This window comes from Clostridium sp. ETTB3, from assembly GCF_053571985.1.
In genome coordinates this window covers 1167838-1194516 of sequence record NZ_CP199832.1, presented here as the reverse complement: position 1 = coordinate 1194516, position 26679 = coordinate 1167838, and the positions used below count along the sequence as shown (strand labels likewise).

General features: G+C 27.2%; 24 protein-coding genes. 3 read left to right on the top strand and 21 right to left on the bottom strand.

What is annotated here, in order from left to right; all coding sequences use genetic code 11:
• Positions 1-55: 55 nt before the first annotated feature.
• On the top strand, positions 56-598 hold the full coding sequence (locus ACUN06_RS05855) for an NADH peroxidase (RefSeq protein WP_291731381.1): 543 nt from the start codon (positions 56-58) through the stop codon (positions 596-598).
• 24 nt (positions 599-622) lie between these two features.
• The gene (locus tag ACUN06_RS05850) at positions 623-940 is read left to right on the top strand and encodes a DUF1540 domain-containing protein (RefSeq protein WP_291731383.1); all 318 of its coding nucleotides are present in this window, start codon (positions 623-625) and stop codon (positions 938-940) included.
• A gap of 56 nt (positions 941-996) precedes the next feature.
• On the opposite strand, the gene ACUN06_RS05845 is transcribed toward ACUN06_RS05850, so the two are convergent.
• The 10 genes from ACUN06_RS05845 to modA form a co-directional block, all read right to left on the bottom strand.
• Positions 997-1872 (bottom strand): tetratricopeptide repeat protein, encoded by an 876-nt coding sequence (locus ACUN06_RS05845; protein WP_291731385.1) that lies wholly within the window; start codon positions 1870-1872, stop codon positions 997-999.
• Positions 1873-2024: 152 nt separating this feature from the next.
• Positions 2025-2804 carry a PHP domain-containing protein gene (locus ACUN06_RS05840; protein WP_294397044.1) on the bottom strand — a complete coding sequence of 260 codons (780 nt, stop codon included), beginning with the start codon at positions 2802-2804 and terminating at the stop codon, positions 2025-2027.
• Between the two features lie 113 nt (positions 2805-2917).
• Positions 2918-3667 carry a tRNA pseudouridine(38-40) synthase TruA gene (gene truA / locus ACUN06_RS05835; RefSeq protein WP_291731389.1) on the bottom strand — a complete coding sequence of 250 codons (750 nt, stop codon included), beginning with the start codon at positions 3665-3667 and terminating at the stop codon, positions 2918-2920.
• A gap of 61 nt (positions 3668-3728) precedes the next feature.
• Complete coding sequence (locus ACUN06_RS05830) at positions 3729-4337, bottom strand: hypothetical protein (protein ID WP_291731392.1); 609 nt, start codon at positions 4335-4337, stop codon at positions 3729-3731.
• 70 nt (positions 4338-4407) lie between these two features.
• Positions 4408-5418, bottom strand: coding sequence for a dipeptidase (locus tag ACUN06_RS05825; protein ID WP_294367082.1), 1011 nt, complete (start codon positions 5416-5418; stop codon positions 4408-4410).
• Between the two features lie 281 nt (positions 5419-5699).
• Positions 5700-6107, bottom strand: a complete 408-nt coding sequence (locus ACUN06_RS05820; protein WP_449390205.1) for a UDP-N-acetylglucosamine pyrophosphorylase — start codon at positions 6105-6107, stop codon at positions 5700-5702.
• Between the two features lie 66 nt (positions 6108-6173).
• The gene (locus ACUN06_RS05815) at positions 6174-6800 is read right to left on the bottom strand and encodes a copper homeostasis protein CutC (protein ID WP_294367077.1); all 627 of its coding nucleotides are present in this window, start codon (positions 6798-6800) and stop codon (positions 6174-6176) included.
• 126 nt (positions 6801-6926) lie between these two features.
• Positions 6927-7982, bottom strand: coding sequence for a sulfate/molybdate ABC transporter ATP-binding protein (locus ACUN06_RS05810; protein ID WP_294367075.1), 1056 nt, complete (start codon positions 7980-7982; stop codon positions 6927-6929).
• A gap of 2 nt (positions 7983-7984) precedes the next feature.
• Positions 7985-8662: a molybdate ABC transporter permease subunit gene (modB, locus tag ACUN06_RS05805; protein WP_291731404.1), complete on the bottom strand. Its 678-nt coding sequence runs from the start codon at positions 8660-8662 to the stop codon at positions 7985-7987.
• A gap of 25 nt (positions 8663-8687) precedes the next feature.
• Complete coding sequence (gene modA / locus ACUN06_RS05800; RefSeq protein ID WP_291731406.1) at positions 8688-9494, bottom strand: molybdate ABC transporter substrate-binding protein; 807 nt, start codon at positions 9492-9494, stop codon at positions 8688-8690.
• Positions 9495-9649: 155 nt separating this feature from the next.
• On the opposite strand from modA, the gene ACUN06_RS05795 reads away from it, so the two are divergent.
• Positions 9650-10621, top strand: coding sequence for a helix-turn-helix transcriptional regulator (locus ACUN06_RS05795; RefSeq protein ID WP_331893279.1), 972 nt, complete (start codon positions 9650-9652; stop codon positions 10619-10621).
• A gap of 60 nt (positions 10622-10681) precedes the next feature.
• Here ACUN06_RS05795 and ACUN06_RS05790 read toward each other — a convergent pair whose 3' ends face one another.
• From ACUN06_RS05790 to tgt, 11 genes are all read right to left on the bottom strand, one after another.
• Positions 10682-11386, bottom strand: a complete 705-nt coding sequence (locus ACUN06_RS05790; protein ID WP_449390256.1) for an ABC transporter ATP-binding protein — start codon at positions 11384-11386, stop codon at positions 10682-10684.
• Positions 11387-11481: 95 nt separating this feature from the next.
• On the bottom strand, positions 11482-12234 hold the full coding sequence (locus tag ACUN06_RS05785) for an ABC transporter ATP-binding protein (protein WP_291731410.1): 753 nt from the start codon (positions 12232-12234) through the stop codon (positions 11482-11484).
• 2 nt (positions 12235-12236) lie between these two features.
• The gene (locus ACUN06_RS05780) at positions 12237-13217 is read right to left on the bottom strand and encodes a branched-chain amino acid ABC transporter permease (RefSeq protein WP_449390204.1); all 981 of its coding nucleotides are present in this window, start codon (positions 13215-13217) and stop codon (positions 12237-12239) included.
• 9 nt (positions 13218-13226) lie between these two features.
• Entirely contained in the window at positions 13227-14102 is an 876-nt protein-coding gene (locus ACUN06_RS05775; RefSeq protein WP_449390203.1) for a branched-chain amino acid ABC transporter permease, read from the bottom strand.
• A gap of 126 nt (positions 14103-14228) precedes the next feature.
• Positions 14229-15401, bottom strand: coding sequence for an ABC transporter substrate-binding protein (locus ACUN06_RS05770; protein ID WP_291731417.1), 1173 nt, complete (start codon positions 15399-15401; stop codon positions 14229-14231).
• A gap of 136 nt (positions 15402-15537) precedes the next feature.
• Positions 15538-16851, bottom strand: coding sequence for a glycoside hydrolase family 10 protein (locus tag ACUN06_RS05765; RefSeq protein WP_449390202.1), 1314 nt, complete (start codon positions 16849-16851; stop codon positions 15538-15540).
• Positions 16852-17077: 226 nt separating this feature from the next.
• Positions 17078-18409: an FAD-dependent oxidoreductase gene (locus tag ACUN06_RS05760; RefSeq protein WP_291731422.1), complete on the bottom strand. Its 1332-nt coding sequence runs from the start codon at positions 18407-18409 to the stop codon at positions 17078-17080.
• Between the two features lie 356 nt (positions 18410-18765).
• Complete coding sequence (locus ACUN06_RS05755) at positions 18766-24330, bottom strand: alpha-amylase family glycosyl hydrolase (RefSeq protein WP_449390201.1); 5565 nt, start codon at positions 24328-24330, stop codon at positions 18766-18768.
• Positions 24331-24657: 327 nt separating this feature from the next.
• Positions 24658-25038, bottom strand: coding sequence for a TIGR04086 family membrane protein (locus ACUN06_RS05750; protein WP_449390200.1), 381 nt, complete (start codon positions 25036-25038; stop codon positions 24658-24660).
• 56 nt (positions 25039-25094) lie between these two features.
• Positions 25095-25370 carry a preprotein translocase subunit YajC gene (gene yajC, locus ACUN06_RS05745; protein ID WP_449390199.1) on the bottom strand — a complete coding sequence of 92 codons (276 nt, stop codon included), beginning with the start codon at positions 25368-25370 and terminating at the stop codon, positions 25095-25097.
• A gap of 144 nt (positions 25371-25514) precedes the next feature.
• Entirely contained in the window at positions 25515-26654 is a 1140-nt protein-coding gene (gene tgt / locus ACUN06_RS05740) for a tRNA guanosine(34) transglycosylase Tgt (protein ID WP_291731430.1), read from the bottom strand.
• Between the last annotated feature and the right edge of the window lie 25 nt (positions 26655-26679).

The following is a 26679-nucleotide window of genomic DNA, read 5'->3' as shown; positions in this document are numbered from 1 at the left end:
ATGAGTAATAATAATACAGATGTTTTTAAGGAAAATAATATAAGGAGGGTTTTAAGTGAAAAAATTTATTTGTACTGTATGTGGTTATGTTCACGAAGGTGATGCACCACCTGAATTTTGTCCTGTATGTAAAGCTTCTTCTAGCAAATTTGAAGAAATGAAAGGGGAAATGACTTGGGCTGATGAACATAGAGTTGGAATTTGTGAAAATATTGATCCTGAAATCATTGAAGGTTTAAGAGCTAATTTTACTGGAGAATGTACTGAAGTTGGAATGTACATTGCAATGTCTCGTGTAGCTGATCGTGAAGGCTTTCCTGAAGTTGCTGAAGCCTATAAAAGAATTGCCTATGAAGAAGCTGATCATGCAAGTAGATTTGCAGAAATGTTAGGTGAAGTTGTTTCTACAAGTACTAAAGCAAATTTAGAAGCTAGAGTTGAAGCTGAGTTTGGTGCTTGTGATGGCAAAAAGAAACTTGCTAATTTAGCAAAACAAAACAACTTAGATGCTATTCATGATTCTGTTCATGAAATGTGCAAAGATGAAGCTAGACATGGAAAAGCATTTAAAGGCTTATTAGATAGATATTTTAATTAATTTGCTTATAAAGGAGATACTTATATGACAAAAATTAATTGTGATGTAACAAATTGTTCTTATAATTGTTCAGGAAATTGTTTTTCAAACCGTATTGATATTGGTGGAATGGCTTCATGTAGTGAAAACGACACATGTTGTGGTTCATTTTTAGATAAAAAACATTATAGTGATTTAACTAACTGTGCAGAAAATTGTACTCCTTGTGATTGTTTAGTATGTAAGGTAAGTAGTTGTGCTCATAATGAAAATTGCCTTTGCAATCTTTCATCTATTCAAGTACATGGAGGCAATGCAAACCTTTATACAGAAACTAATTGTGCAAGCTTTGATAAAAAATAACACCATAAATTAAAGACAAATGATATTTAATTATTATCATTTGCCTTTTGTTTTTATTATTCCTTGTACTGTTCTAATTCCCAAACTAAACTTTTAATTTCTTCTTTATTTTTGCTATAATCAGCAATTTCCTTAAGATACTCTATTGCTTCATCATTTCTACCTTGTCTTAATAATTCATATGCATATTCTTCAATTATTCTATTATCTTCGGGTTCAATAGCATTAGCCTTAACTAAATATTCCTCAACTAATTCAAATTTATTAAGTTCCTTATAGCAAATTGCTAATGCAAAATAATTTTCTCCATCATTTTCATCTATTTCTATAGCTTTATTAAAGTAATAAATAGCTTCTTCATAATTTTTATTATTTGCTTCATATATTCCAAGTCCAGTATATGCTCTTCCGCACTTTTCATCTGACTCAATAGCTTCTATAAATGCCTCTTTAGCTAAATGACTATTATTTAAATCAATTAAATACGTCCATCCAATTATACATTTTAAATTAGCAATTTGTTCACTACTACCTCCATAGTTTTCAATATAATCTATACATTTATTAATTGCATCTTCATAAAAACCTTCTCTTATATCAAGTTCTATTAAATATGTATTTGCTAAATATTGCTCAGCTTCTTCCCTTATTACTCTTTCAAAGCATCTTCTACTTTCTACATAAAGGCCTAAATCCAATAGTGCTTCTCCTTTAACATTATATCCATATACAATATAATCACATCCAAGCTCAAATGCTAAATCTACAGCTGCAATTGCTTCTTCATAAAGTCCCTGAGCTAAATAACATTGACCTGTATAAATTAAATATTCAGGATTGCCATACTTTTTGAACCCATCACTACTATACTTTAATGCTTCTTGAACATCACAAGCTAGTATTTCATTAAATACTTCTTCTATATTTTCCATATTTCTTCTTCCTTATCTAAATATTTGTATTAATTATTTTTAACATATTTATCATTTATTATAATCTTACTTACCACTTTTTTAACTTATAAAGTAAAATAATAATAAGCTATCTCTCTTATTTTAGTAGATAGCTTATTATTAAAGTTTATTTAAATTTTAAACTTTGTATTTTTATCATAAGTATCAGCTTTCAATAAATATCTCTTCAAAATTTTTGAAGAAAATATTTTAAAGTTTAATGAAGAATTAACTTTAATACTATAATCATCATTTCTTATACATTCTTTAAGTTCTTTTATAGTTTTACATTCCTTATTTAAATTTGTATATATTCCTCCAAGTTGAATTGGTGTATGGCTATCACTTCCAGTAACAATATTAAGACCTAATTCTTGTGATAAATTAATTACTTCATCTCTAGCAATTGCCTCACCTTTTTTAAATATGTCTTTCCCATTTAAATCCAATGCATCTAATCTTTTCAGTAATTCATGGGGATGCTTACATAACTTATGTCCTCTTCTGCAAGGATGCGCACCTATCTTTAATAAATCAAATACCTCTGCTAAATCTAATAACTCTTCTAATTCAATAAAATTTTCTTTTTCTCTAAAATCACTAAGAGATTTATATATATTAATTATATTTTCTCTATCTCCACAAAGTATTACATGACCTTTATTTTTAATACTTACTTCCATTGCTGGAAATACAGAAATACCATCTACTATATATCTATCCCCATCGTAGGAATATTTTTTTTCTAGAAATTCATAAATCACTAAAAAATCTTTTGCATTAAAATGTTCACAAAGAACTATTGCATTTAATCCATTTACTTTTGAAAAATATATTTCATTCATAAAAAATTCTTCATTAAAATCTTTTCTTTTACTCAGTAAACCATGAACATGAAAGTCCATATTCATCTAATTTCACACCCTTAATCCATAATAATTAATTAGGTATTATTTAAATATCCTACTTTATTAATTAGTATATTATTAGAGCTTCCTTTATGTTAATTACTACAATAAAATTTTTAATAATTTACTTCCTTCATACAAAGTCCCTTTGCAGGTGCCTTTACAGCATCTTCACTTCTTTTTTTAGATTTCAGCATCTCTTTAATGTCTTTTGGCTCTAGCTCACCTTTTGCAACCTTTATTAAAGTTCCAGTTAAAATTCTAACCATATTTAATAAAAATCCATTTCCATTATACTCAATTTTTATAATGTTATTTTTATTTGTAATATTTATGTAATTAATAGTTCTTATTGTTGATTTTTTAGCTTTATCTTTTACACCACTAAATCCTTTAAAATCATGAGTTCCTATTAAATATTGGCTTGCTTCTTTCATTTTTTCTATATTTAACTGCCCTTCAACATGATAAGCATATTTTTTTAAAAATACATTTGCAAATTTATTATTATCAATTGTATATACATAAGTCTTTGATATTACATTTAATCTTGAATGAAATCTATCACTAGCTTCACTTAATGATGTTACTGATATATCTTCTGGTAAAAATTCATGTAGATATTTAGATATATCAGATAATTTTTTTTCGCTATTAGTCTTAAAATTTGCTATATATTTATCTGCATGAACTCCAGTATCAGTTCTACCACAACCAATTACTTGTATTTCTTCTCCTGTCATTTTAGATAATACCTTTTCAATTTTATCTTGTATAGTTGATACATTAGTTCCTTTTATATTTTGCTTTTGCCACCCTTTATATCTTGACCCATCGTATTGAATAGTCATTTTTATATTTCTCATACTTAACCTCTCTTTTCTTTATATAATTTTTCTATTTGTTATTATTTTCATATTTATAATTTTATTTATTCTTTAATTTAAATCCATCTTTATAATTAACAACTTTTACATTAAGAACATTTAATAACTTTTCTAAACTTTTAACTTGATTTATATATTCTATTTTCCCACTACTTAATAATTTATTTATATTTTTTATTATATCTTCTATTTCATCTTCACCTAATTTTCTTTTAGTTTTAATTACTATTCTATTTACGTAAGTTAACGTTTCCCAAATTTGTTCATTTGTTATTTTATTAAAATCATTTATTACTCTTGTATATCCAATTCGTCTATTATTAGTAGGATAAGCTTCCTTAAAGAATTCTAAAAAGCAATTCATTTCTTTAGGATCTTTATTTTCAACATATTTTCCTAATGCTGATTTTAATTGATTTTTTAAATACATAATAGTATTTGCCTTTACAATAGTATTCATATCTTCAATACTATTATAAATTATATTATAAATTTCCTGTAATTTTTCACCCTTTAACTCCTCTTTAGCCAATGGTCTTATTATTTCTATAGCTTCTAATATATTTTTTTTAGAGTTTAACTCTTTATTAAATAATTTATTTAAAATTTCTTTTCCTTCAATCTCATTGAAATTATTTTTTTCTATCATTTGTACACATCCTTATTGATATATATTTTATCTTATATTATTATAATACATTTTGTCTAATATTTATTTTTTATAATAATTCTTTATATAAATTCATTAAATTTTTATAAAATATTTTTTCTACCTCATCATAACTAAAACCATTTTTTAACAATCCATCTGCTAAAATTTGAATTTGTGAAGCATCCTTAATTTCTAATGTGCTAGGAATACCATCAAAATCTGTTCCTAATGCAATTACATCTAATCCACCAACATTTCTTATATATTTTATATGTTTTACTATATCATCAACATAAGTAAATGTATTTCCTGTATGTGAAGTTGTTTTTATAAAGTCTGAACAAAAATTTATTCCAGTTAGCCCACCCTTATCTGCTAATTTCCTTATCATATCATCAGTTAAATTTCTAACAACATTAGTAATTTTTCTTGAATTGCTATGACTTGCTACAAATGGTTTCTTACTATATTTTAAAACATCATAAAAACCAGCATCAGATAAATGCGAAACATCTACTATAATTCCTAATCTCTCCATTTCCCTTATTAATTCAACGCCAAAATCAGTAAGTCCAAATTCAGTATTAGGAATTTTAAAATTTGGTTTTTCTTTTATATCACCATAAGTATCAACTTCTATTTTAAAATTTGGAAATCCAACTTCGTTTATATGATTCCATGTTAATGTTATAAGTCTAACCCCTTGCTCATAAACTGTTTTTAAATTCATTAATGATCCTTCAAGAGCCCCAGCATCTTCTATAGTTAATAATGCAGCTATTTTATTTTCCTTTTCACATGCATATATATCTTTATATGAATATACTGGCCTAATAATATCTTTATTATCTTCTAATTCTTCATAATAAACTGCTATCATCTCTTGTAATGTTTTATAAGGTTTCTTATGCTTTTTAATATCTATGAACATTGCAAAATTTTGCAATAAATAATTACCTTTTTTTAATTTATTTATATCTACATGAAAATTATTTTTTTTTAATTTATAGTTATTCCCTAAAAGTCTATTTTCGTAAATTTCTCCAATTGTATCACAATGCATATCAGCAACTTTCATTTTCTTTTCCCTCCAAAATTATATATATATAATTTAATATGAAAAAAGTAGTAATCTTATACTAATAACATTACTACTTATTCTATTAAATAATAATATATCTAATCTATAAAATAACATTTAATATTATTATAAATAAAAAAACGATAAAACTGCGCAGAATTAAATTTCTGCACAGTTTTTTCATTTTTATATTTTTAATTTTACGGTTTTAAGCCATTTATAGAGAATAAAAATCCCTCTTTAAGTTTAAATATAGTAAACCTTCCTGTAAATAAGTATTATAATAGCTTTTCTACTTCTTCACTTGATGCTGAAATTGTAAAAATTAAATCATCATCTACCTTAAGCTTACACTCTTCTTTACTTTCTTTAATTTTATCCATTGATAATCCTCCAATGCTAATTTCTTTAAACTTTGTTGGAGCAATTTCAACTTTAAATAAACTTCCCTTAATTCCTGTAATTTTTAAGTCCATTTGACCATTATCATTTTTAACTTTTAGTCCTATAATATTATTTCCTTTTAAAGTTTCTTTATCTTCTGGGATATAATTTACATCAACTTCTCCTACAATTGTAATAAATCCACCACTTAATTTTCTTTTTAATAATAAGTTCATATTATATTTTAATTTAAGTTCATTTAATAACTTACCTAATTTATATATTGTTAATTCATGTATCATAATACTTATTCCTTTTCTAAAATTTTATATTTTTATTATACTACACAATTACTATAATAGTAAAAATTAATTTAAATCACCTACTATTTTACTTCCATGTACCTCTTTACATCCTATAAACTCTGAAAGTGTTTTATAATTTTTATAAGTAACTTTTCCACCAACTAAAATAATTACTTTTCCCTTACTTTTTTCAACAAGCTCTTTTAATACAACCTTTCCCTCTTCAGCACAATCCTTACCTCCTTTAGTTAATACTCTATCAACTCCAATTGAAATAAGCTGTTCTAACGCTTTAAATTTATCATATATTTCATCAAAAGCCATATGAAAGGTAACCTTTAATCCTTGTGCTAAATCAACTAATTCTCTTGTTCTATCAATATCAATAGTATTGTTCTTATTTAAGATACCAAATACTACAGTTTCAACACCTAATTCTTTACAAATAATTATATCTTTTTTCATTATTTCAAATTCATCATTTGAATAAACAAAATTTCCACCTCTTGGTCTTATTATTACTGATATTGGTATATTAATATTTTTCTTTGCTAAGTATATAGTTCCATAAGAAGGGGTTGTTCCTCCTTCCTCTAAATTATCACATAATTCAATTCTATCTGCACCTAGCATTTCAGCTCTTTTAGCTTCTTCATAACATCCAACACAAGCCTCTAGTAAAATACTCATAATATTCCTCCTTTTATTGTTTTATATTTATTTATATTTTCAATTATAAATATAATATACTTTAATTTACTTTATAATTTTTACAAAGATGGACTGCATAATTTTGATACAGTACATCTTATTAATTTATTCAAATGTAAATAAATAATTTTCTTCAAATTTTACTTTTATTACATCATTAACATTAAATTTCATTTCTTCTTTTGAAATTGTAAAATTAATTGCACTATTGCTATTATTACAATTAACTTCTTTAATGTATAATGTATAATCAAAAGGATTTTCAACTATATTTTCAATAATCATATTAAATACATTATCATTATTATGTTTCTTATTATTAAATAACTTAATATTATGAGATCTTATTGCAATATAATTAATTGAATTACTGCTATATTGATACTTTAATTTTAAATTCCACTCTTTAGCAAAAATAAAATCTTTATTTATTATTTTAGCCTTTGATATATTCTTACAACCAGTAATTTTAGCTTCTGCTAAACTTAAGGGATTTTTAAATAAAAGATCCTTTTCTCTAATTTCACTAGCCTTTCCACCATCAAAAACTATAATTTTATCACAAACTCTATATGCTTCTGCTATATCATGAGTAACAAAAACTACTGTTCCATCATAGTCCTTTAAAATTTCTATAAGCTCTCTTTCCATATTAGCCCTTAAATGATTATCTAAAGCTGAAAATGGCTCATCTAGAAGCAATATATCTGGTGATGTAATAAGCGCTCTTGCAAGTGCAACTCTTTGCTGTTGTCCACCTGATAATTGCCATGGATATCTATTTTCAAGACCATTTAAACCAAACTTTTCAATATAAGTAGATGATAATTTGTTTTTTTCAATCTTCCTTAATTTATCTAATCCAATTTCAATATTATCTCTTATAGTCATATGGGAAAATAATGCATAATTTTGAAATAAAAATCCAACTTTTCTATCTTTAGTTTTAATATTTATTTTATTTTCTGAATCAAAAAGTACTTTTTCATTAATTATAATTTTTCCTGAATCAGCTTTCTCAAGTCCTGCAATACATTTTAATGTCATACTTTTTCCTGAACCTGAAGCTCCTAAAAATCCAATTATGCCACCCTTACTCTCCATTGCAACTTCTAAATTAAAGGAAGATAAATCTTTATTAATATCTATATATAAACTCATTTTTATCTCCCCCTATTTCCTATTAGCTTTTGTTGAGTATCACACCAATAATTTAATAAAAATATCATTATAAATGAAATTGCTACTATTATTAAAACCCAAAGCATAGCTTTATTCATATCTCCACCTTCAACTGCAAAAAATATTGCAACTGGCATAGTTTGAGTTTTACCTGGTATATTTCCAGCAATCATTAAAGTTGCTCCAAATTCTCCCAAAGCTCTTGCAAAACTTAAAACTAATCCACCAATTATACCTGGCCATGCAAGTGGTATTGCAATTTTAAAAAATATCTTAGTTTCACTTAGCCCTAATGTTCTTGCAGCTGAAATCATATTTTTATCTATTTGTTCAAATGCAGAACGGCATGTTCTATACATCATTGGAAAAGCAACTACTGTAGCTGCAATAACTGTTGCACTCCAACTAAAAATAATATTTTTATTAAAACTCATAAAAATCTTTCCTACAAATCCATTTTTTCCACAAATAAGCAATAAGAAAAATCCTATAACAGTTGGCGGTAATATTAGGGGAAGAGTGAAGACTCCATCTATTAGTCCTCTACCTCTTCCCTTATAATTAGCCATTTTATAAGATATAAATATTCCTATTATTGAAGTTATAATAGTTGCAAGAAACGCTGTTTTAAGCGATATCCATAACGGTGAAAAATCCATAACTTATAACCTTGCCTTCTTTATATTATTTTACTGATTTATATCCATACTTTTCAAATATCTTTTGTACTTCATCTGTGAATAAGAAATCTTCAAATTCTTTTGCATCATCAGCCTTAGTAGATGCTTTTATAACTGATACTGGATAAGTAATTGGTGAATGTTCATTTACTTCATTAATATTTTCAACAATAGTAACACTATCACTACTTAATGCATCACTTAAGTATACAAAACCAACATCTGCATTTCCTGATGCAACCCATGTTAAAACTTCCTTAACGTCTTTTGCAAAAACTAATTTATTAGAAATACTATCTTTTATATCTGTATTAGTTAAAACTTCATCTGCATATTTTCCTGCTGGAACACTTTCTGGTTCTCCAATAGCTATATGAGTTATCTTATCACTCTTTAAATCATCAAAGCTAGTTATCTCTACTCCCTTAGCTGCCACTAGCACTAAAGAATTTTCTACTAAATCTTTAGTAGTACCATCTAATAACAATCCTTTATCTTTTAAAGCATTCATTTGCTTTTGCCCTGCTGAAATGAATAAATCACAAGGAGCACCTTGCTCTATTTGTTGTTGAAGGGAACCTGATGAACCATAATTTACAACTAAAGTAACATTTTCCTTATGCTTTTTATATTCTGTTTCTAAATCAGCCATTACTTCTTTTAAACTTGCTGCTGCTGATATATTTAATTCTACAGGAGCCTTTTCCTTTGAATCATTTTTAACTGAGTTATTTCCATTACTTCCTTTACCACAACCAACTAATAATAAACTACAACATAATAATGCTGAAATAACCTTTAATTTTTTCATTATTTAATCCTCCAATTTTATATCTTAAATATGTTTCATCATGTTTTGTTTTGTTTTATCACGTTTTATACAATCAAATATTATCACATAACGTTAATTCTTGCAATTCATTTATTAATAATGCTAAAATTATTATTATATTAGGAGGGATATTTATGGACTTACAAGCTTCTTTAACCCCACAAGAAGTATCGGAATTACTTAAAATCACCAAAAATACAGTTTATGAACTTATTAAACGCGGTGAATTGCCAAGTTATAAAATAGGAAAAAAAATAAGAATTGATATGCATGATGTTGAAGCATATATAAATAATCAAAAAAACAGCTTAAAAATTACTGATTCTAAAAATATTTCATCAACTTCTAGAAGAAATGCGCAAATAACAAATAATTCTAACTCAAGAAATAACCAATCTTCTAATGAGATTATAATTGCTGGTCAAGATATATTATTAGATATTTTAGCAAGATATATATCAGAACTTTATCCTGATTTTAATGTTTTACGTTCTTATAAAGGTAGCTATAATGGATTATATGATTTATATAATAATAAAGTTTCAATAGCTTCATCTCATCTTTGGGATGGTGATACTGATACATATAACTTTGATTATGTTAAAAGACTTCTTCCTGGAACACCTTGTATTCTTATAAATTTAGCTTATAGATTACAAGGATTTTATGTACAAAAGGGAAATCCTTTAAACTTAAAAGCATTTGAAGATTTAACTAATGAAAATGTAAAATTTGTTAACAGAGAAAAAGGAAGTGGTGTTAGAGTTTTATTAGACGAAAAATTGAAATTACTTAATATAAATCCATATTCTATAAATGGTTATTTTAATGAAGAAACATCACATCTAGGTGTTGCAAGTTCTGTAGGACGTGGTGATGCCAATGTGGGAATAGGAAATAAAAAAGCCGCTATGCAAGTAGAAACAATTGATTTTGTTCCTCTTCAAACAGAAAGATACGACTTAATAATTAAAAAGAGCGATTTAAACAATCCACCTTATCAAAGTATACTTTCTATTTTATCTTCTCAAAAATTTAAAAATGAATTAGAAGGTATTGGTGGCTATGATCTTAAGGATCTTGGAAAAATAATTGCTATAACTTAAACCAGAAAAGAAATATTATGTTAAAATTTATTTTTTAATCTAATATTTCTTTTTATTTAATTATTCTCCCAAATACGCTGCCCTAATACTTTCATTATTTAGCATTTCATTTGCATTTCCCTTAATTACAATTTTACCTGTTTCTAAAACATAACCTCTATTTGCTATTGAAAGGGCCATATTGGCATTTTGTTCAACTAATAAAATAGTAGTTCCACTTTTATTTATTTCAACAATAGTATCAAAAATTTGTTTAACAACCATAGGTGCTAATCCCATAGATGGTTCATCTAAAAGTAAAACCTTTGGCCTACTCATAAGTGCTCTTCCAATTGCAAGCATTTGTTGTTCTCCACCTGATAATGTACCTGCATTTTGCTTTAATCTTTCCTTTAATCTTGGAAACTTTTTAAAGACATCTTGATAATCTTTTTTAATTTCATCTTTATCTTTTCTTAAATAGGCACCCAACTCTAAATTTTCCATAACAGTTAGATTTCCAAATATTTTTCTTCCTTCTGGGACATGACTTATTCCCATTGCTACAAGCTTATTAGCTGGAACCCCAACAATATCTTTACCATTATAATTTATACTTCCACTTTTAATTTTTTCAAGAGATGAAATTGCTCTTAATGTTGATGTTTTCCCTGCTCCATTTGCACCTATTAAAGTTATAATTTCACCTTTCCTTACAGTTAAATTTATATCTTTTAATGCATGTATTCCTCCATAAAAAAGATTTAAATCCTTTATTTCAAGTATTAATTCAGATTTATCTTTAGATTCTTCTATTTGTTTTTTTAATATTTTACTATTCATGATAATCTACCTCTTTTTTCCTATTTAAAAATTTATATTTAAGCTCCTAAATACGCTTCAATTACTTTTGGATTTTTTTTAATATCATTTGGCTTTCCTTCAGCAATAATCCTTCCGTAATCTAAAACTGTAAGTCTATCACAAATATTCATTACAAGTTTCATATCATGCTCTATTAATAAAATTGATATATTATATTTATCTCTTATACTCTTAATCAACTTTGATAAATCTCTTGTTTCCTGTGGATTCATTCCTGCTGCAGGTTCATCTAATAATAAAAGTTTAGGTTTTGTAGCTAGTGCTCTTGCTATTTCAAGCCTTCTTTGTTCTCCATAAGATAAATTAGTTGCATTTTCATTAGCTTTATCATACAAATCAAATGTTTTTAATAATTCATTAACTTCATTATCTATTTTAGCTTCTTCTCTTCTATATTTTGGAGTTTTAAATATTGCATCAAAATACCCATATTTTATTCTATAATCACAAGATATTTTTAAATTATCTTTAACTGACATTGATGAAAATAATCTTATATTTTGAAAAGTTCTAGCTATTCTTTTGGAAGTAATAACATAAGGTTTTAATCCCTTAATATCTTCTCCAAAATAATTTATTGTTCCCTCATCAGGTTTATAAACTCCTGTTAACATATTAAATAAAGTTGTTTTTCCTGCTCCATTAGGGCCAATAAGTCCCACAACTTCTTTTTCCCCAATTTTCAATGAAAAATTTGATACTGCAGTTAATCCTCCAAAACTTATTGTTAGATTATCAACTAAAAGCATGTTTATCCCTCCTTTGCTATATTTTCATCATTAGAATTTAATTTTTTTCTCATAATTTTATTTTTTATTATTCTATATATATCTGTAATTTCTAATGTTCCAAGTAATCCTTGTGGCCTAAATATCATAAGTATTACTAAAGATAAAGAGTAAATAACCATTCTATAATCTGATAAGGTTCTTAAACTTTCAGGTAATATTGTTAAAAATATGGCTGCAATTACTGATCCTGTTATAGATCCCATACCACCTAATACAACAAATGTTACTATTTCAATAGACTTCATAAAATTAAAATTTGTTGGTTGTATAAAACCTGTATAATGTGCAAAAAGTCCACCTGCAAATCCTGTTAATAATGCTGCAATAAAGAATGCTGTAACTTTATATTTTATTATATTTACCCCCATTGCTTCTGCTGCAATTTCATTTTCTCTTATTGCAATTAATGCTCTTCCCTTACTTGATTTAGCAATATTAACTACAACTATCAAAATTAAAATCATTGCAAAATAAGCAACATTTAATGTTGTCTTTGTTGGAATTCCAGTAAATCCCCTTGCTCCTCCTACAATATCCATGTTAGTTATCAACACTCTTGTAATTTCTCCAACTCCTAATGTGGTAATTGCAAAGTAATCACCTTTAAGTTTTAATGTTGGTATACCTATAATAATTGAAATTACACCTGCTAAAATTGCTCCTAATAATATTGATATTATAAACGTTGTTCCTACCTTAACTGAAAAATAAACTGATGTATAAGCTCCAATAGCCATAAATCCTGCATTTCCTAAGCTTAATTGACCTGTAATTCCAGTAATTAAATTTAAAGCAATTGCCATAATTATATTTATACAGCTTAATGTTAATAACCCCTTTATATATCTATTAATAATTCCTTCATCAATAAGAAAGTTTAATCCAAAAAATATTACTAAAATTACTATAATTACAATTATTGAATTTTTATATTTTTTCATTTTATGCACCTACACTTTCTCATTGATTTTTATGCCTAGTAATCCAGATGGTTTAACTAATAAAATAATAATTAATATAGCAAATACTATTGCATCACTTAATATTGTTGATATATATGCCTTAGTTAAAGTTTCAGTAAGTCCTATTAGTAGCCCCCCAATTAAGGCACCTGGAATACTACCTATACCACCTAACACAGCTGCAATAAATCCTTTAAGTCCTGGTATCATCCCCATATAAGGTTCAACTACCTTAAAAGCTAACGATACTAAAACACCAGCTGCCCCTGCTAATGCTGATCCAATTGCAAAAGTTATAGAAATAATATTATTTACATTAATCCCCATAAGTGATGCAGCTTCAATATCATAAGATGCAGCTCTCATTGCTTTACCTATCTTAGTTTTAAAAACAATAAATTGAAGAAATACTACAAGCATAATGGAAACAACAAGCATTAATATTTTAGATGTTTCAAGTGATAACCTTCCTAATTTAATTACTTCAGTACTTAATAATTTAGGAAATGCCTTTGGTGATGATCCTACAGCTAATTTCATTCCATTTTCTAACAATAAAGAAATGCCAATTGCTGTTATTAATAATGTAATCCTTTGGGAATTTCTTAAAGGTTTATATGCTACTTTTTCAATTATTACTCCACATAATGCAGCTCCTATCATTGATATTATTAATGTTGGAAGTAAAGATAACCCCAAATTTTTTCCACAATATAATCCTATGAATGCTCCTATCATATAAATATCGCCATGAGCAAAATTAATTAACTTTATTATTCCATAAACCATTGTATATCCCAAAGCAATAAGTGCATAAATAGACCCTAATGATAAACCATTTATAATTTGTTGTAATAATGCCATTTTAACGCCCCCTTTTTATGTAAAATAAATTTTTATTTTCTGTATGGCATTTATTATTTAAAAAAACTCAGGGGTATTATAGTAAAAATATAATTTAATAAATGCCATACATACTATATAAAAATTTTAAGGATTTATCTTTTCTTGTAATTTTGGTGAACCATTTTCAATTTTTATAACTGATAATGATTTAATAGGATTTCTTGATTTATCAAATTTTACAGAACCAGTAACTGTTACAGTATCAATATTAACAAGCGCATCTTTAATTGTATCTCCATTAGTACTTCCTGCCTTTTCTATAGCAGCTTGATAAAGTTGTATTGTACTATAAGTTAATGCTGCAAATGCATCTGGATTTGAACCATATTTATCTTTATATTTATTAACAAAATTTTGAACTAATTCATCTGTATCATCAGGTGAATAATGATTAACAAATATTGAACCTTCTAATGAGTCTCCTCCTATATTAATAAGTTCTGGAGAATCCCATCCATCACCACCAATAAAAGGTACCTCTATTCCAGCTTTTCTAGCTTGATCAGCAATTAAAGAAACTACATTATAATAATCAGGCAATGCAATAATATCTGGATTTGATTTTTTAACGTTAGTTAATTGTGCTGAAAAATCTTTGTCTCCATCATTATAAGAAGCATATTCAACTATTTTGCCTCCAGATTTTTCAAACTCTGATTTTATTGTTTCAGCTATTCCTTTTGAATAATCTGAGCCAACATTATATAAAATAGCCATTTTTTTAGCTTTTAGATCTTCTGTTGCATATTTAGCAATCGCTTGTCCTTGAACAGCATCTATATAACAAGTTCTAAATACATATTCCCCTCCTGTAGTAGTTAAATTTGTTTCTGTTCCTGTAGGTGTAATTAATGGAATTTTATCTGCAGTTGCTTTTGGTCCTACTGCATTAGCACAACCTGAAGTTAATGGGCCTACAATTACAGATGCATTTTCTTGATTTACTAATTTATCATAGGCATTTATAGATTTTGTAGAATCCCCTTCATCATCTTCATATTTAATTACAACCTTCTTACCGTTTATTCCACCATTTTCATTTATTTCATCTATGCAAAGTTGTGCTCCATTTTTAGCTGACTCTCCATAAGTAGATACACTTCCAGTCAAAGGAAGTATTGCTCCAATAACTATTTGATTATCACTTTTTTCATCTTTTGATTTTGAAGTTCCATCTCCTGAATTACTACCACAGCCCATAAAGCTTAAAGCCATAACACTTGTAGCAACTACTGCTGATATTATTTTTTTATTCATTCTTCTTCCCTCCATATATTTTAATTTAAAAAGACAATGATGCCTTAAGTTAAACTTAAGGCCCCATTGCCTTTTTTACTAAACAAGATTTATTTATCTAAATAATATCATATTTGGTAAATTTTATCAACGACTCTTATTTATTTTTTTCATATAAGCTTTTTAATTTATCTGTAAATCCTAATCTATTTTCCTCTAAACTTGCCAATCTAAAAAAACAATTTCCTTTAACATTTTTATCATTTTTTGAATATATTATTTGATTAATAACTTCATCATCTTTTAACCACTCTTGACCATAAGTTGAATCATTTATCTTATAAACTGCTATTCCAATATATAATTGAATATTCGTTCCTTCTACTTGATTTGACCACCAATCTACAAGAGTTGTATATGGTGCATTGCTATTATTAAATTGCCAATATATTTGTGGTACAATATAATCAAGATATCCTTCTTTTATCCACTTTCTTGAATTTACATAAATATCTTCATAACTGCTTAGTCCCCTTGTATTGCTTCCCCCAATAGATTCTCCATTTCTCCAAATTCCAAATGGACTTACACCAAATTTTAAATTAGAATTTTTTTCTTTTATCTTTTTATTTAGTTCATAAATAAAATTATCCACATTGTTTCTTCTCCAATCTTCTTTAGAATTAAATTCTTGTCCATATTTTTCATAAGTAGATTTATCTGAAAATTCAACTCCCTCTACTGGATATGGATAAAAATAATCATCTAATATAATTCCATCTATATTATATTTATCTATAACTTCTATAATTAAATTTATTACATATTCCCTTACTTCAGGAATTCCAATATCCAAATAAGTATATTTATCATATTTAACAATCCAATTTAAATTTTTCTTCAAAGGACTTTCTTCTGGCAATTTACTAATATAATCAGTTAAATCAAAATTTTGTGAATTACTATCAATTCTAAAAGGATTAAACCAAGCTTGAAGTTCAATTCCTCTTTTATGAGCCTCTTCAATTGCAAATTCTAATGGGTCATAACCTGGATCTTTTCCTAATTCACCAGTTAAATATCTTGACCATGGTGAATAATTAGATTTATATAATGCATCTCCCATGGGTCTTACTTGAAAAAATACAGTATTCATATTATTTTTTTCAACAAAATCAAGTTTTTCTTTTAATAATTCTTTTTGTATTTTTTTATTATTATAACTACCAACATTAGGCCAGTCTAAATTATTTACTGTTGAAATCCATACTCCTCTCATTTCTCCTTGACTTAAAAACTTACTATTAAAATCCTTTTCTTTTTGTGTATTTTCTGAAACTTCATTATTATTTATATTATTATTTGTAACACTGTTAGAAGCATTAAGCTTATTCAATATCATATTTAACATAGCTGCAATAATCACCCATATAGCAATAAAAATTATAAAACCTTTATACCCATTTTTCATCCTTATTCTCCCATAAACTCAAAGTTAACTTATAATTAATTTCTTTTACATAATTTATTTTATACTTGAAATATACTCTTTTTATAATTAAATTATTACCCTTAATCTTTATTTATACTTATTTAGCATATTTATTAACTTAAATTAATGCTTAAAATAAAAAACAGCTTGCATTTAAACTATTAATAATATTAGTTTAAATTTCAAGCTGTTTTTAACTATATTTTTATAATGCTTTTAATGCAACTGCATTTAATAAGCTCCATGGTTTATTAAAATGAGGTTGGAAGAAGAAATCTGTCATTGCTAATTCTTCTATTGTCATTTCATTTTGAATAACAACTGATAAAGTATTCATAAATTGAGTTAAATCTATATCAGAAATTATTTGACCTCCAATTACTCTTCTTGTATCTTTATCAAATACTAATTTAATAGTTGCTGGTAAATATGTTGGCATAAATTCTGGTCTATAATTATCTGTTAATTCAACTGAAGCAACATTCATTTTAGTAGTAGCTTTAGCAACTTCTTCTGTTAATCCTGTTGAAGCTATACATTTTTCATAAATTTTAATTCCTGAAGTACCTTGTGTTCCCATATACTTTAAAGTAGGTTCAACTATATTTCTAGCTACTAGTGTTCCCATTCTAACTGCATTTGTTGCTAATGGAATATATCTAGTATCATGAGCTGGATTATACTTAACTACACAACAATCTCCAGCTGCAAATACATCTTCTTTACTAGTTCTCATATATTCATCAATTATAATTGCACCATTTGGTAATGTATCTAACTTTCCTTGTACTAATTTAGTGTTAGGTGCAAATCCAATACATAATACTACTAAATCACCTTCATAACTTCCATTATTAGTCACAACTTTGGTTACTTTTCCATTTTCTCCTTCAAATTTAGATACTTTTTCGCCTAATACTAAATTTACTCCTCTATCAACAAATTCTTTTTCTGCAATATCAGTAAATTCTTTATCTAAGTATTTAGCCATTATTCTTTCTTCAGCATCAATTAAAGTTACATTTTTACCTTGCATTTCAAAAGCTTCTACTAATTCTACTCCAATATATCCAGCACCAATAATTACTACATTTTTAGCATTTTTTGATTTTTCTATAATTTCTATTGCATGATCATGGTTTTTACATAATAAAATGTTATCTAGATCTCCACCTTCAAATTTTGGTACTATTGGCCATGACCCTAAAGTTAAAACTAATTTATCATAATTATCTTCAAATTCTTCATTATTTAAAAGATTTTTAACTTTTAAAGTTTTATTTTCAAAATCAATATTTAAAACTTCATGTTTCATATTTGTTACTACACCCATTTTAGCAAGGTTTTCTGGTGAATTATAGAAAAGATTCTTAGTTTCTTTAATTACTCCTCCAACATTTAATGCTATTCCACAAGATAAGAATGATAAGTTATCATTTTTTTCATATATTGTAATTTCACTTTCTGGGTGAAGTTCCTTTAAATTAACTACTGCAGCTGTTCCTGCATGTGTACATCCTACAATTACTATTTTCATAATAAACTCCTTCTAAAATAATATAAACTTTTATTTATTAATATTATTTTTTAACTAATAATTATTTTCTTAATTAAATCATACTACTTTACTAAGAAATAGTAAAGTATTTTTTGTATATTTTTTAACAAATTTTTCGGCAACTTTTCATATAAATATTGTTTAATTTATTTTTTGTCTTTTTTTTAATTATATTCTTAAAATATTTTCTTGCTATTTATATCAACTTTACTTTAATAATAAGTTAAATATATACAAAACTAAGTAATCATAATTTTATGTATAAATCTATAAAATAAAAAATACCAATAAGAAATTAATCTTATTGATATTTTTGTCGAATACAAACTAATAAATTAGCTTATATTTTTCTTTTTGAATGTAAAATACATTCCTCCAGCAATTAATATTAATGCAATACCTATATAATAAATTACATTAGTTCCTCCTGTCTTAGGTATAGCTCCTGGTTTATTATTATCTTCTTCATGTTTTATATCAATTCCAGGCTTTTTACCTTCTTCATTCTTTGTTACAGTTACTTTTATTTCTCTTGTTGCTTCTTTTCCATTATCATCAGCAACTTTATATACTACCTTGTATTCTCCTTCTTTAGAAGTATCTACAGTATTTTCTAAAACTTCTATCTTTTCAGTAATATCATTACCTAAAGCATCAATTGCTGTTACACCATCTAATGGATTAAATTCATCACCTAAATTAACAATCTTATCTTCTGCATTAATTACTGGACCTGGAATTTCCTCTCCTTCTTCTAATCTAGTAATTTCTAAATTTAAATCTTTAGTTGCAAATCCAATAGCTTCTTCATTATTATTAAATATATCAGGATTATTTTTATTTTCTTCTGTTGGTTCAATATGAATTGCTATATCATTTTTACCAACATTTAATTTTACTGCATATGCAAAATTACCATTTTCATCAACAACAACAGATTCACCATTTATTGTTAAGTTAGGATCTAACATCGAATTACCTCTAACAGTAATTGTTTCATTTTTTGTATAACTTCCTGTTGAAGGATCTAAAACTACTACAGGCATGTCCTTCCATCTTACAACTTCATTTTCAACTAACATTTTTCCGTCGCCTTGATTTACAACAATAACTTTTTCATTTCCACCTTCACCAGTTGTACATCCATACTTACTTTGATTTGCAGCTTTAGGATTTGAATAGTTCATTAAAGCTTCTTGAGCCCAACTACCACCCTTAACATATTTATACTCAATAGTTTCTCCTTCTAAAACTGATATAGTATAAGTCCAGTCAGTAGTTACTGCTCCATTTCTACTCATTTCCCAAGATCCTACATCCCATCCATTCATTGCTCCTGGCATAGTTATAGTTGCATCTAATGGAGTATATGAAGGTGCCTTAAGCTTGAATGTTACTTCAACCATTACCAAATCTGGAGTTACTGAAACACTATTTGATTTAATAGCGTTTCCTCCATTTGTATAAGCAATTATCTCATAGTTATATTTTGTTTTATTTTTTACATCTGTATCTTTATAAGAAACAATAGAACCATCTTGAATTCTTTCAATTACAACTCCATCTCTTACAATTTCATATAAAGCAATATTATTTTCTCCCACAACATTCCAATTTAAATTTACTTCTCCTGATTGTTCTTCTGGAGTTTCAAGTTCAATTGCTTCTGCTGGTACTCCATCATCAACTGCTGATAACTCAAAAGTCTTTACTTCTGTAGATTTTATTGAATCTTTATCATTAAATCCATAAGTTCCTTTTGTAGTAAACTCAAATTTATATTCATATTGTCCTGCTTTGTTTGCCATAAATGAAGCTGTAAATAAGTCATTATCTCCAACTTCTCCAGCATAACTTCCCTTTACTAAAGTAAAGTCCTTATCTCCTGGATATTTAACTAATAACCTTCCAACTAGTCCAGTTGAAACTCCCTCTACATTTGATATATTTTCAATATATACTTCTGCACTAACATTTATAGCTGTTGATATATCAACTTTTTTTACCTCTACATCACTAAGATTTCCAATCCATGTAATTTCTGAATGGGGAGTTAATTCTTCACTCCAAGTTAAAGGTGATTCATTTCCATCTTTATCTATTACACTTACTGCAAAGTATAATCTATTACCATTTGTTAATCCCTCAACTGTAAGTTCAGTATTTTCAACTGTCTTAATTTCAGTTTGTAAGCTTCCTTTGAAACTTGAAGAATAAACTTTATATTCTTTTGCTTCCTTTACAGAATCCCACTTTAAAGTTACTTGACCATTACCTTCTGTCCCTATAACATTTTTAATTGCTTCTGGTACCTTTATAACATTAGTGCTTGTCATCATTCTTCCAGTCATTGCAGGAATAGTAATTTCTACTTTTCCATCTTTAACTGTCACATTATAAGAAGAATCTAATCCATCAGTAAAGTTTGTACCATTTCCAGTAAACTCTTTTAAATCAACAGTTACTTTTGCATCAGTATTTGTAGGATTAATTGCTACTACTGCATGATTATCTTTATAGCTTCTTCCATAAACATATACACCTTCGTCACCAGTATATAAAGTTGTTAAATCTCCATGTGAAAATAAATCCTTATTTTCTTTTCTAATTGTTCCAATAGATTCATAAAAACTAATTAATGAAGTATCTTCATTACCCCATGGATAGCTTCTTCTACAATCCGGGTCTTTAGAGCCTGTAACCCCAGCTTCATCACCATAATAAATAGTAGGAGCTCCAGCGTATCCAAACTCAAATAAAGCAGCAAGTTTTAATCTTTGTTTTCCTAAATTTTCATCATAACTTCCTAATTCAGCTCTTTCAGAAGAATCGCTTCCTCCACCTAATATATATATAGCTCTAGCAACATCATGTGAACCCATTAAGTTCATTAATGCATAAAAAGCTTCTTCAGGATAATCTTCATAAACAGCCATTAAAGTATCATTTAATCTTGTTGCATTACCATTCTTTAGATAATCAATTAGTGCAGCTCTTATTCTATAATTCATTACTGAATCATATTGATCTCCAATAAAATATTTTGAAGCATCATCCCAGATTTCTCCTAAAATAAGTGTATTTTCATTATGTGCTTTCATTTCTACTCTAAAATCATTCCAAAATATAGTATCAACTTCATTAGCAACATCTAGTCTCCAACCATCTGCTCCCCAATTAATCCATTGTTTAGCTACTGAATCTTCATCCTTATATATATAATTAACTAGCTCTTTATTATTCCATTCACTAGCTTTATTAACAAATTCATCATCTTCTTTTGCTAATCCTAATTCAATAGCTTCATCTTTAGTTAATGATTTAAATTCTGGCAATGAATCATATCCCCACCACCCTTGATAATCATATCTTTCATTAGTTGTTCCAACATCAACCTTACTATTCTTAATATTGAACCATAAATGCCATTTTTCTTCACTAAATGTTTGTCCTGATTCAACAAAGTACTCCTCTGCTTTAGTCATAGCAACTTCTTGATCAATTCCTTCATTATTCATTAAATCATATACATATGACCAATATTCATAAGCACCAACAGTATTATATTTTCCATATCTATCAAAATAAATTGAATCATCACCTACATGATTGAAAACTCCATCTACTATTAAATGCATACCTCTACTTTTTAATTCTGAAGTAAATTCTTTAAAATCTTTTTCTGTTCCAAACATTGGATCTAAAGTTTTATAATCTGTAGCATCATATTTATGATTTGATGCAGCCATTGCAATAGGATTTAAATATAAGGTATTTACTCCTAGACTTTGTAGATAATCTAACTTTTCTTGAATACCTTTTATATCTCCTCCAAAAAAATCATTTGACCATATTCCATCTCCAGAATATGCACCATCAATATCATCAATATTATTTTCACCTAATCTAGGATTATCAGGAAGTGAGTTCCATGACTTTTTAACCTCAATTGGTTCTTCACCTCTTGCATTTGTTTTTGCACTATCATTAGAAGTATCTCCATTGTTAAATCTATCTGGGAATATTTGATATACAACAGCTTCCTTCATCCAATCAGGAGTTTTATAGCCCTTATCATAAACCGTTAATTGGAAGAACAATCCATTCTTATCTCCTACTGTTCCTGTTTTTCCTTCATTACCATCTTCACAATAATATTTTACTACATCTCCATCACCAGCAATAAATTTATATCCATAAACCCCAATTTCATCTGGAGTAAATTTTCCTTCCCATATATCAACTTCTTCTTCATGTAAAGTTATAGTTGACACTTTTTCCATATTGTAAAGATCTGACCTATTAGTATTTGTATTTCTAACTAATACTCTAGCATATTGTAAATCACCTTTTTGTGCATGCATTCTAACTGTTACATCAGTACCTTTTGCAACTGCACCAAATGGATATTTATAAAGACTATCCCAAGTATTATGATAAAGCATATCACCATTTACTTGTCCATCTAAATCTGTTATTTCTTTTGATACTAAAGCTGAATGATAGCTAAATGCTTCTTTACCTTGTGATAAATATATATCTAACGTTCCATCACTAGATACATGTCTTAAATCAATAAATCTATTATTTTCTACATCTTTTTCAGCCCATTCATTATCTCCTTCAGTTCTTTTAACGATAAATCCTAATTTAGTATCATTAACTAAATTTTTATAAACTTTAGTTGCTACTTTACCATAGCTATCTTCTGAAGTAAATTCTACTTTTTCTCCATCTGCTCCATCCAACCATGTCCATAAATTCCAATTATCATAGTCTTTTTGACTTCTTTTATAATGAATATTTAAATTTATATTTTCATATTCTTTTATAAAAGCTCTTTGTTCAACACTCTTTGGATTTTCCTTATCACCATAAGTTACAACAATTTCATTATTATCATTATTTAATTCAGAAATTTCATATTCTAAATTGCCAGTAGCTTTATTATCCCAACCATGGCCTTCCTTAACTATAATACCTAATTGTCCTTCTGTTACATTAGCTGGTAATTCTAATAAAGTATAAGCACCTTCTTTATCTACATAATCAAATTCAATAAATTTTCCATTTTGACCAGGATACCATGTCCAAAATCCCCAATTATCATATTTAGTTTCGCCTTCTTTTATAAATCTTACTTTTACTACCTTTTTATCTTGTTGATTAGGTAAGTCAGTATCTGAACCTTCTCCTACTGTAAGTAATGCATTTGAAGTAAAATTACCTTCCTCTGAATGTTTAGGATTTAAAGGATCACCTTGCCAATCCCCCCATTCTTGATCCGCAGTTTCTGGTGACCATGTTACTATTCCATATTCATAATTACCTTTTTCCACATCAATAGTTACAGACCAAATATTAGAGCTACTTTCATTAGTCATTTCATGTAAAACTCCCCAGTCTTCATCAAAAGAACCCTTAACTGCTACTCTAGTTTCTGTTCCATTACCTAAATAATATAATGTAACACTTCCATTGCTAACCTGTGGATTAACCACTACAGCTGGATTGTCATCTTTTTTATATGAGTTTAACGGATCACCTTGCCAATCTCCTAATTCTTGATCTACTGTATCTGATGACCATGTTACTATTCCATATTGATTTATTCCTGATATTCCTTCAACATTAATTGTCCAAATATCATTTTCACCTTTTTCCATATCAATTGTATTCCAATTGCTAAATTCTCCTTTTACTTTTACAGCACTTTCTGTACCATTACCTTGATAATTAAATGTAACTGTTCCATCACTATTAATTATAGGGCTTTTTAATATAGTTTCTGCCAAAACATCAACAAAACCATTAGGAAACGGTACCAAGCTTAAACAAAAGAATACTAATGTCATAAGCGCTATTTGCCATTTGTACTTTATTACTCCTTTTTTTCTCATAAAATTCTCCTTCCCATTTTTTTCTTAAAAAGTAACTATTAAAATCACAGCATTAGAAATCGTTATCATTTATTAGTTATAAACTCTCTTTAACTTCTTACTGTTTAATTAACATTACAATAATATTGTAATCTATTTTTATATTTTTTTCTATATTTTTTATATTTTTGTAATTTATTACAAAAATATAGCTATATACTTTTTTTTATTTATTTTTATGATATAATTTATGGTTTATTTATATTATATAAGGGGCTATCGAGCTAAAAATTTTATACACAATATATTGTAGTATTTATTCTTAATGCGACATCCCCCTTTTATCAATTATTCTTCCTTTCCTAAGTTAATTCCTAACATTCCAGAAAGAATTCCTACAATTACACAAAGTAAAAATTTAACTAAATCATATAATCCTAAAGTAGCTTCAGCCCCAAATAAAATTCCAATAGCATATAAGGATATGTAAAATAAAGTTCCTACAGAAAGTCCTATTAGCCACCCTTTACGTCTATACAACTTTACTGCAAATATTGTTCCAAATATTAAAGAAACACTTGTTATAATAACAGTAATAATACTTAACACGCTTGAATTAATATCTACAAAAGACATAACTAAAGATAATATTGATGTTAATATTATAACTACAGCTATTGCACCTACTATCCCCTTAAGAACTGTCTTAAAGTAATCCTCTAAGTTCATAAAAAACACCTCCTTTTAGTTCATTCTATGACCTAAAAGGAGGCATTATTCTTTAATTATACATCTTCTTTATTTAATTTTTGTGCTATAGCATTTTTAGTTATTCTAAATCTTACTCTATCTGGACCTGATTGAATAACCATTTGTTCATCTTCAATTGTGATTATTTTACCAACAATCCCGCCTCTTGTTAAAACTTGATCATTTACTTTTAATTCTGATAACATAGTATTATACTTCTTTGTTCTTTTCTTTTCTGGTAATATTAATAAGAAGTACATAATTGCAAACATTGCTACTAAAGGTAATATTGTCGCTAATAATTGTGCCATTAAAAATCCCTTCCCTTCACATTTATCTTTAAGGATACATAGTAATATTTACTATGTAATAAATACTATACTTTATTTAAAATTATATGTCAATTCTATGAATAAACCCAATATAATTCTTAATAATTTATTAATAAAACTAATTTATTTTTTACAATTCCATTCTCTTAATTTTTGTTCCTTAAATTCGCTATAAGTTCCATTATCTATTGCTGTTCTTATATCAGCCATAAGTTTATTATAGAAATATAAATTATGTAATACACATAATCTTAAGGCTAACATTTCCTTTGCCTTAAATAAATGTCTTATATAACTTCTTGTATAATTTTTACATGCAGGACATTCACATCCTTCATCTATTGGTCTTTCATCTAATTCAAACTTAGCATTCATTAAGTTTATTTTACCTTCTGATGTAAATACATGACCATGTCTTCCATTTCTAGCTGGAAGCACACAATCAAAAAAATCTACACCTCTATCAACTGCTTCTAATATATTTTCTGGCGTTCCAACACCCATTAAATATATTGGCTTATCTTCTGGTAAATACGGCACTACTGCATCAATGATTCTATACATTTCTTCATGAGTTTCTCCAACAGCTAAACCACCAATTGCATATCCATCCATATCTAGTTTTGCTAAATGTTTAGCATGCTCTATTCTTATGTCTTCATAACATCCACCTTGGTTAATACCAAAAAGCATTTGTTCTTTATTTATTGTATCAGGTAATGAATTTAATCTATTCATTTCAGCTATACATCTATCTAACCATCTGTTCGTTCTTGCAACTGAATTTATTACATATTCTCTAGTTGATGGATTTGGTATACATTCATCAAAAGCCATAGCTATTGTTGATGCTAAATTGCTTTGAATTTGCATAGATTCTTCTGGTCCCATGAATATTTTTTTACCATCTATGTGAGAATTAAAATAAACTCCTTCTTCCTTAATTTTTCTCATTGAAGATAATGAAAATACTTGGAATCCACCTGAATCTGTTAATATTGGTCTATCCCAATTCATAAACTTATGTAATCCACCCATTTTAGCAACAACCTTATCTCCAGGTCTTAAATGTAAGTGATATGTATTTGAAAGTTCAACTTGACATCCAATTTCCTTTAAATCCATTGATGAAACTCCACCTTTAATTGCAGCTAACGTTCCAACATTCATAAATACTGGTGTTTCTATTGTTCCATGAGGTGTTTCAAATCTTCCTCTTCTTGCTTTGCCATCTTTTTTTAATAGAGTATATCTTTTACTCAAAACTTCACGTCCTTTTTTACTTATG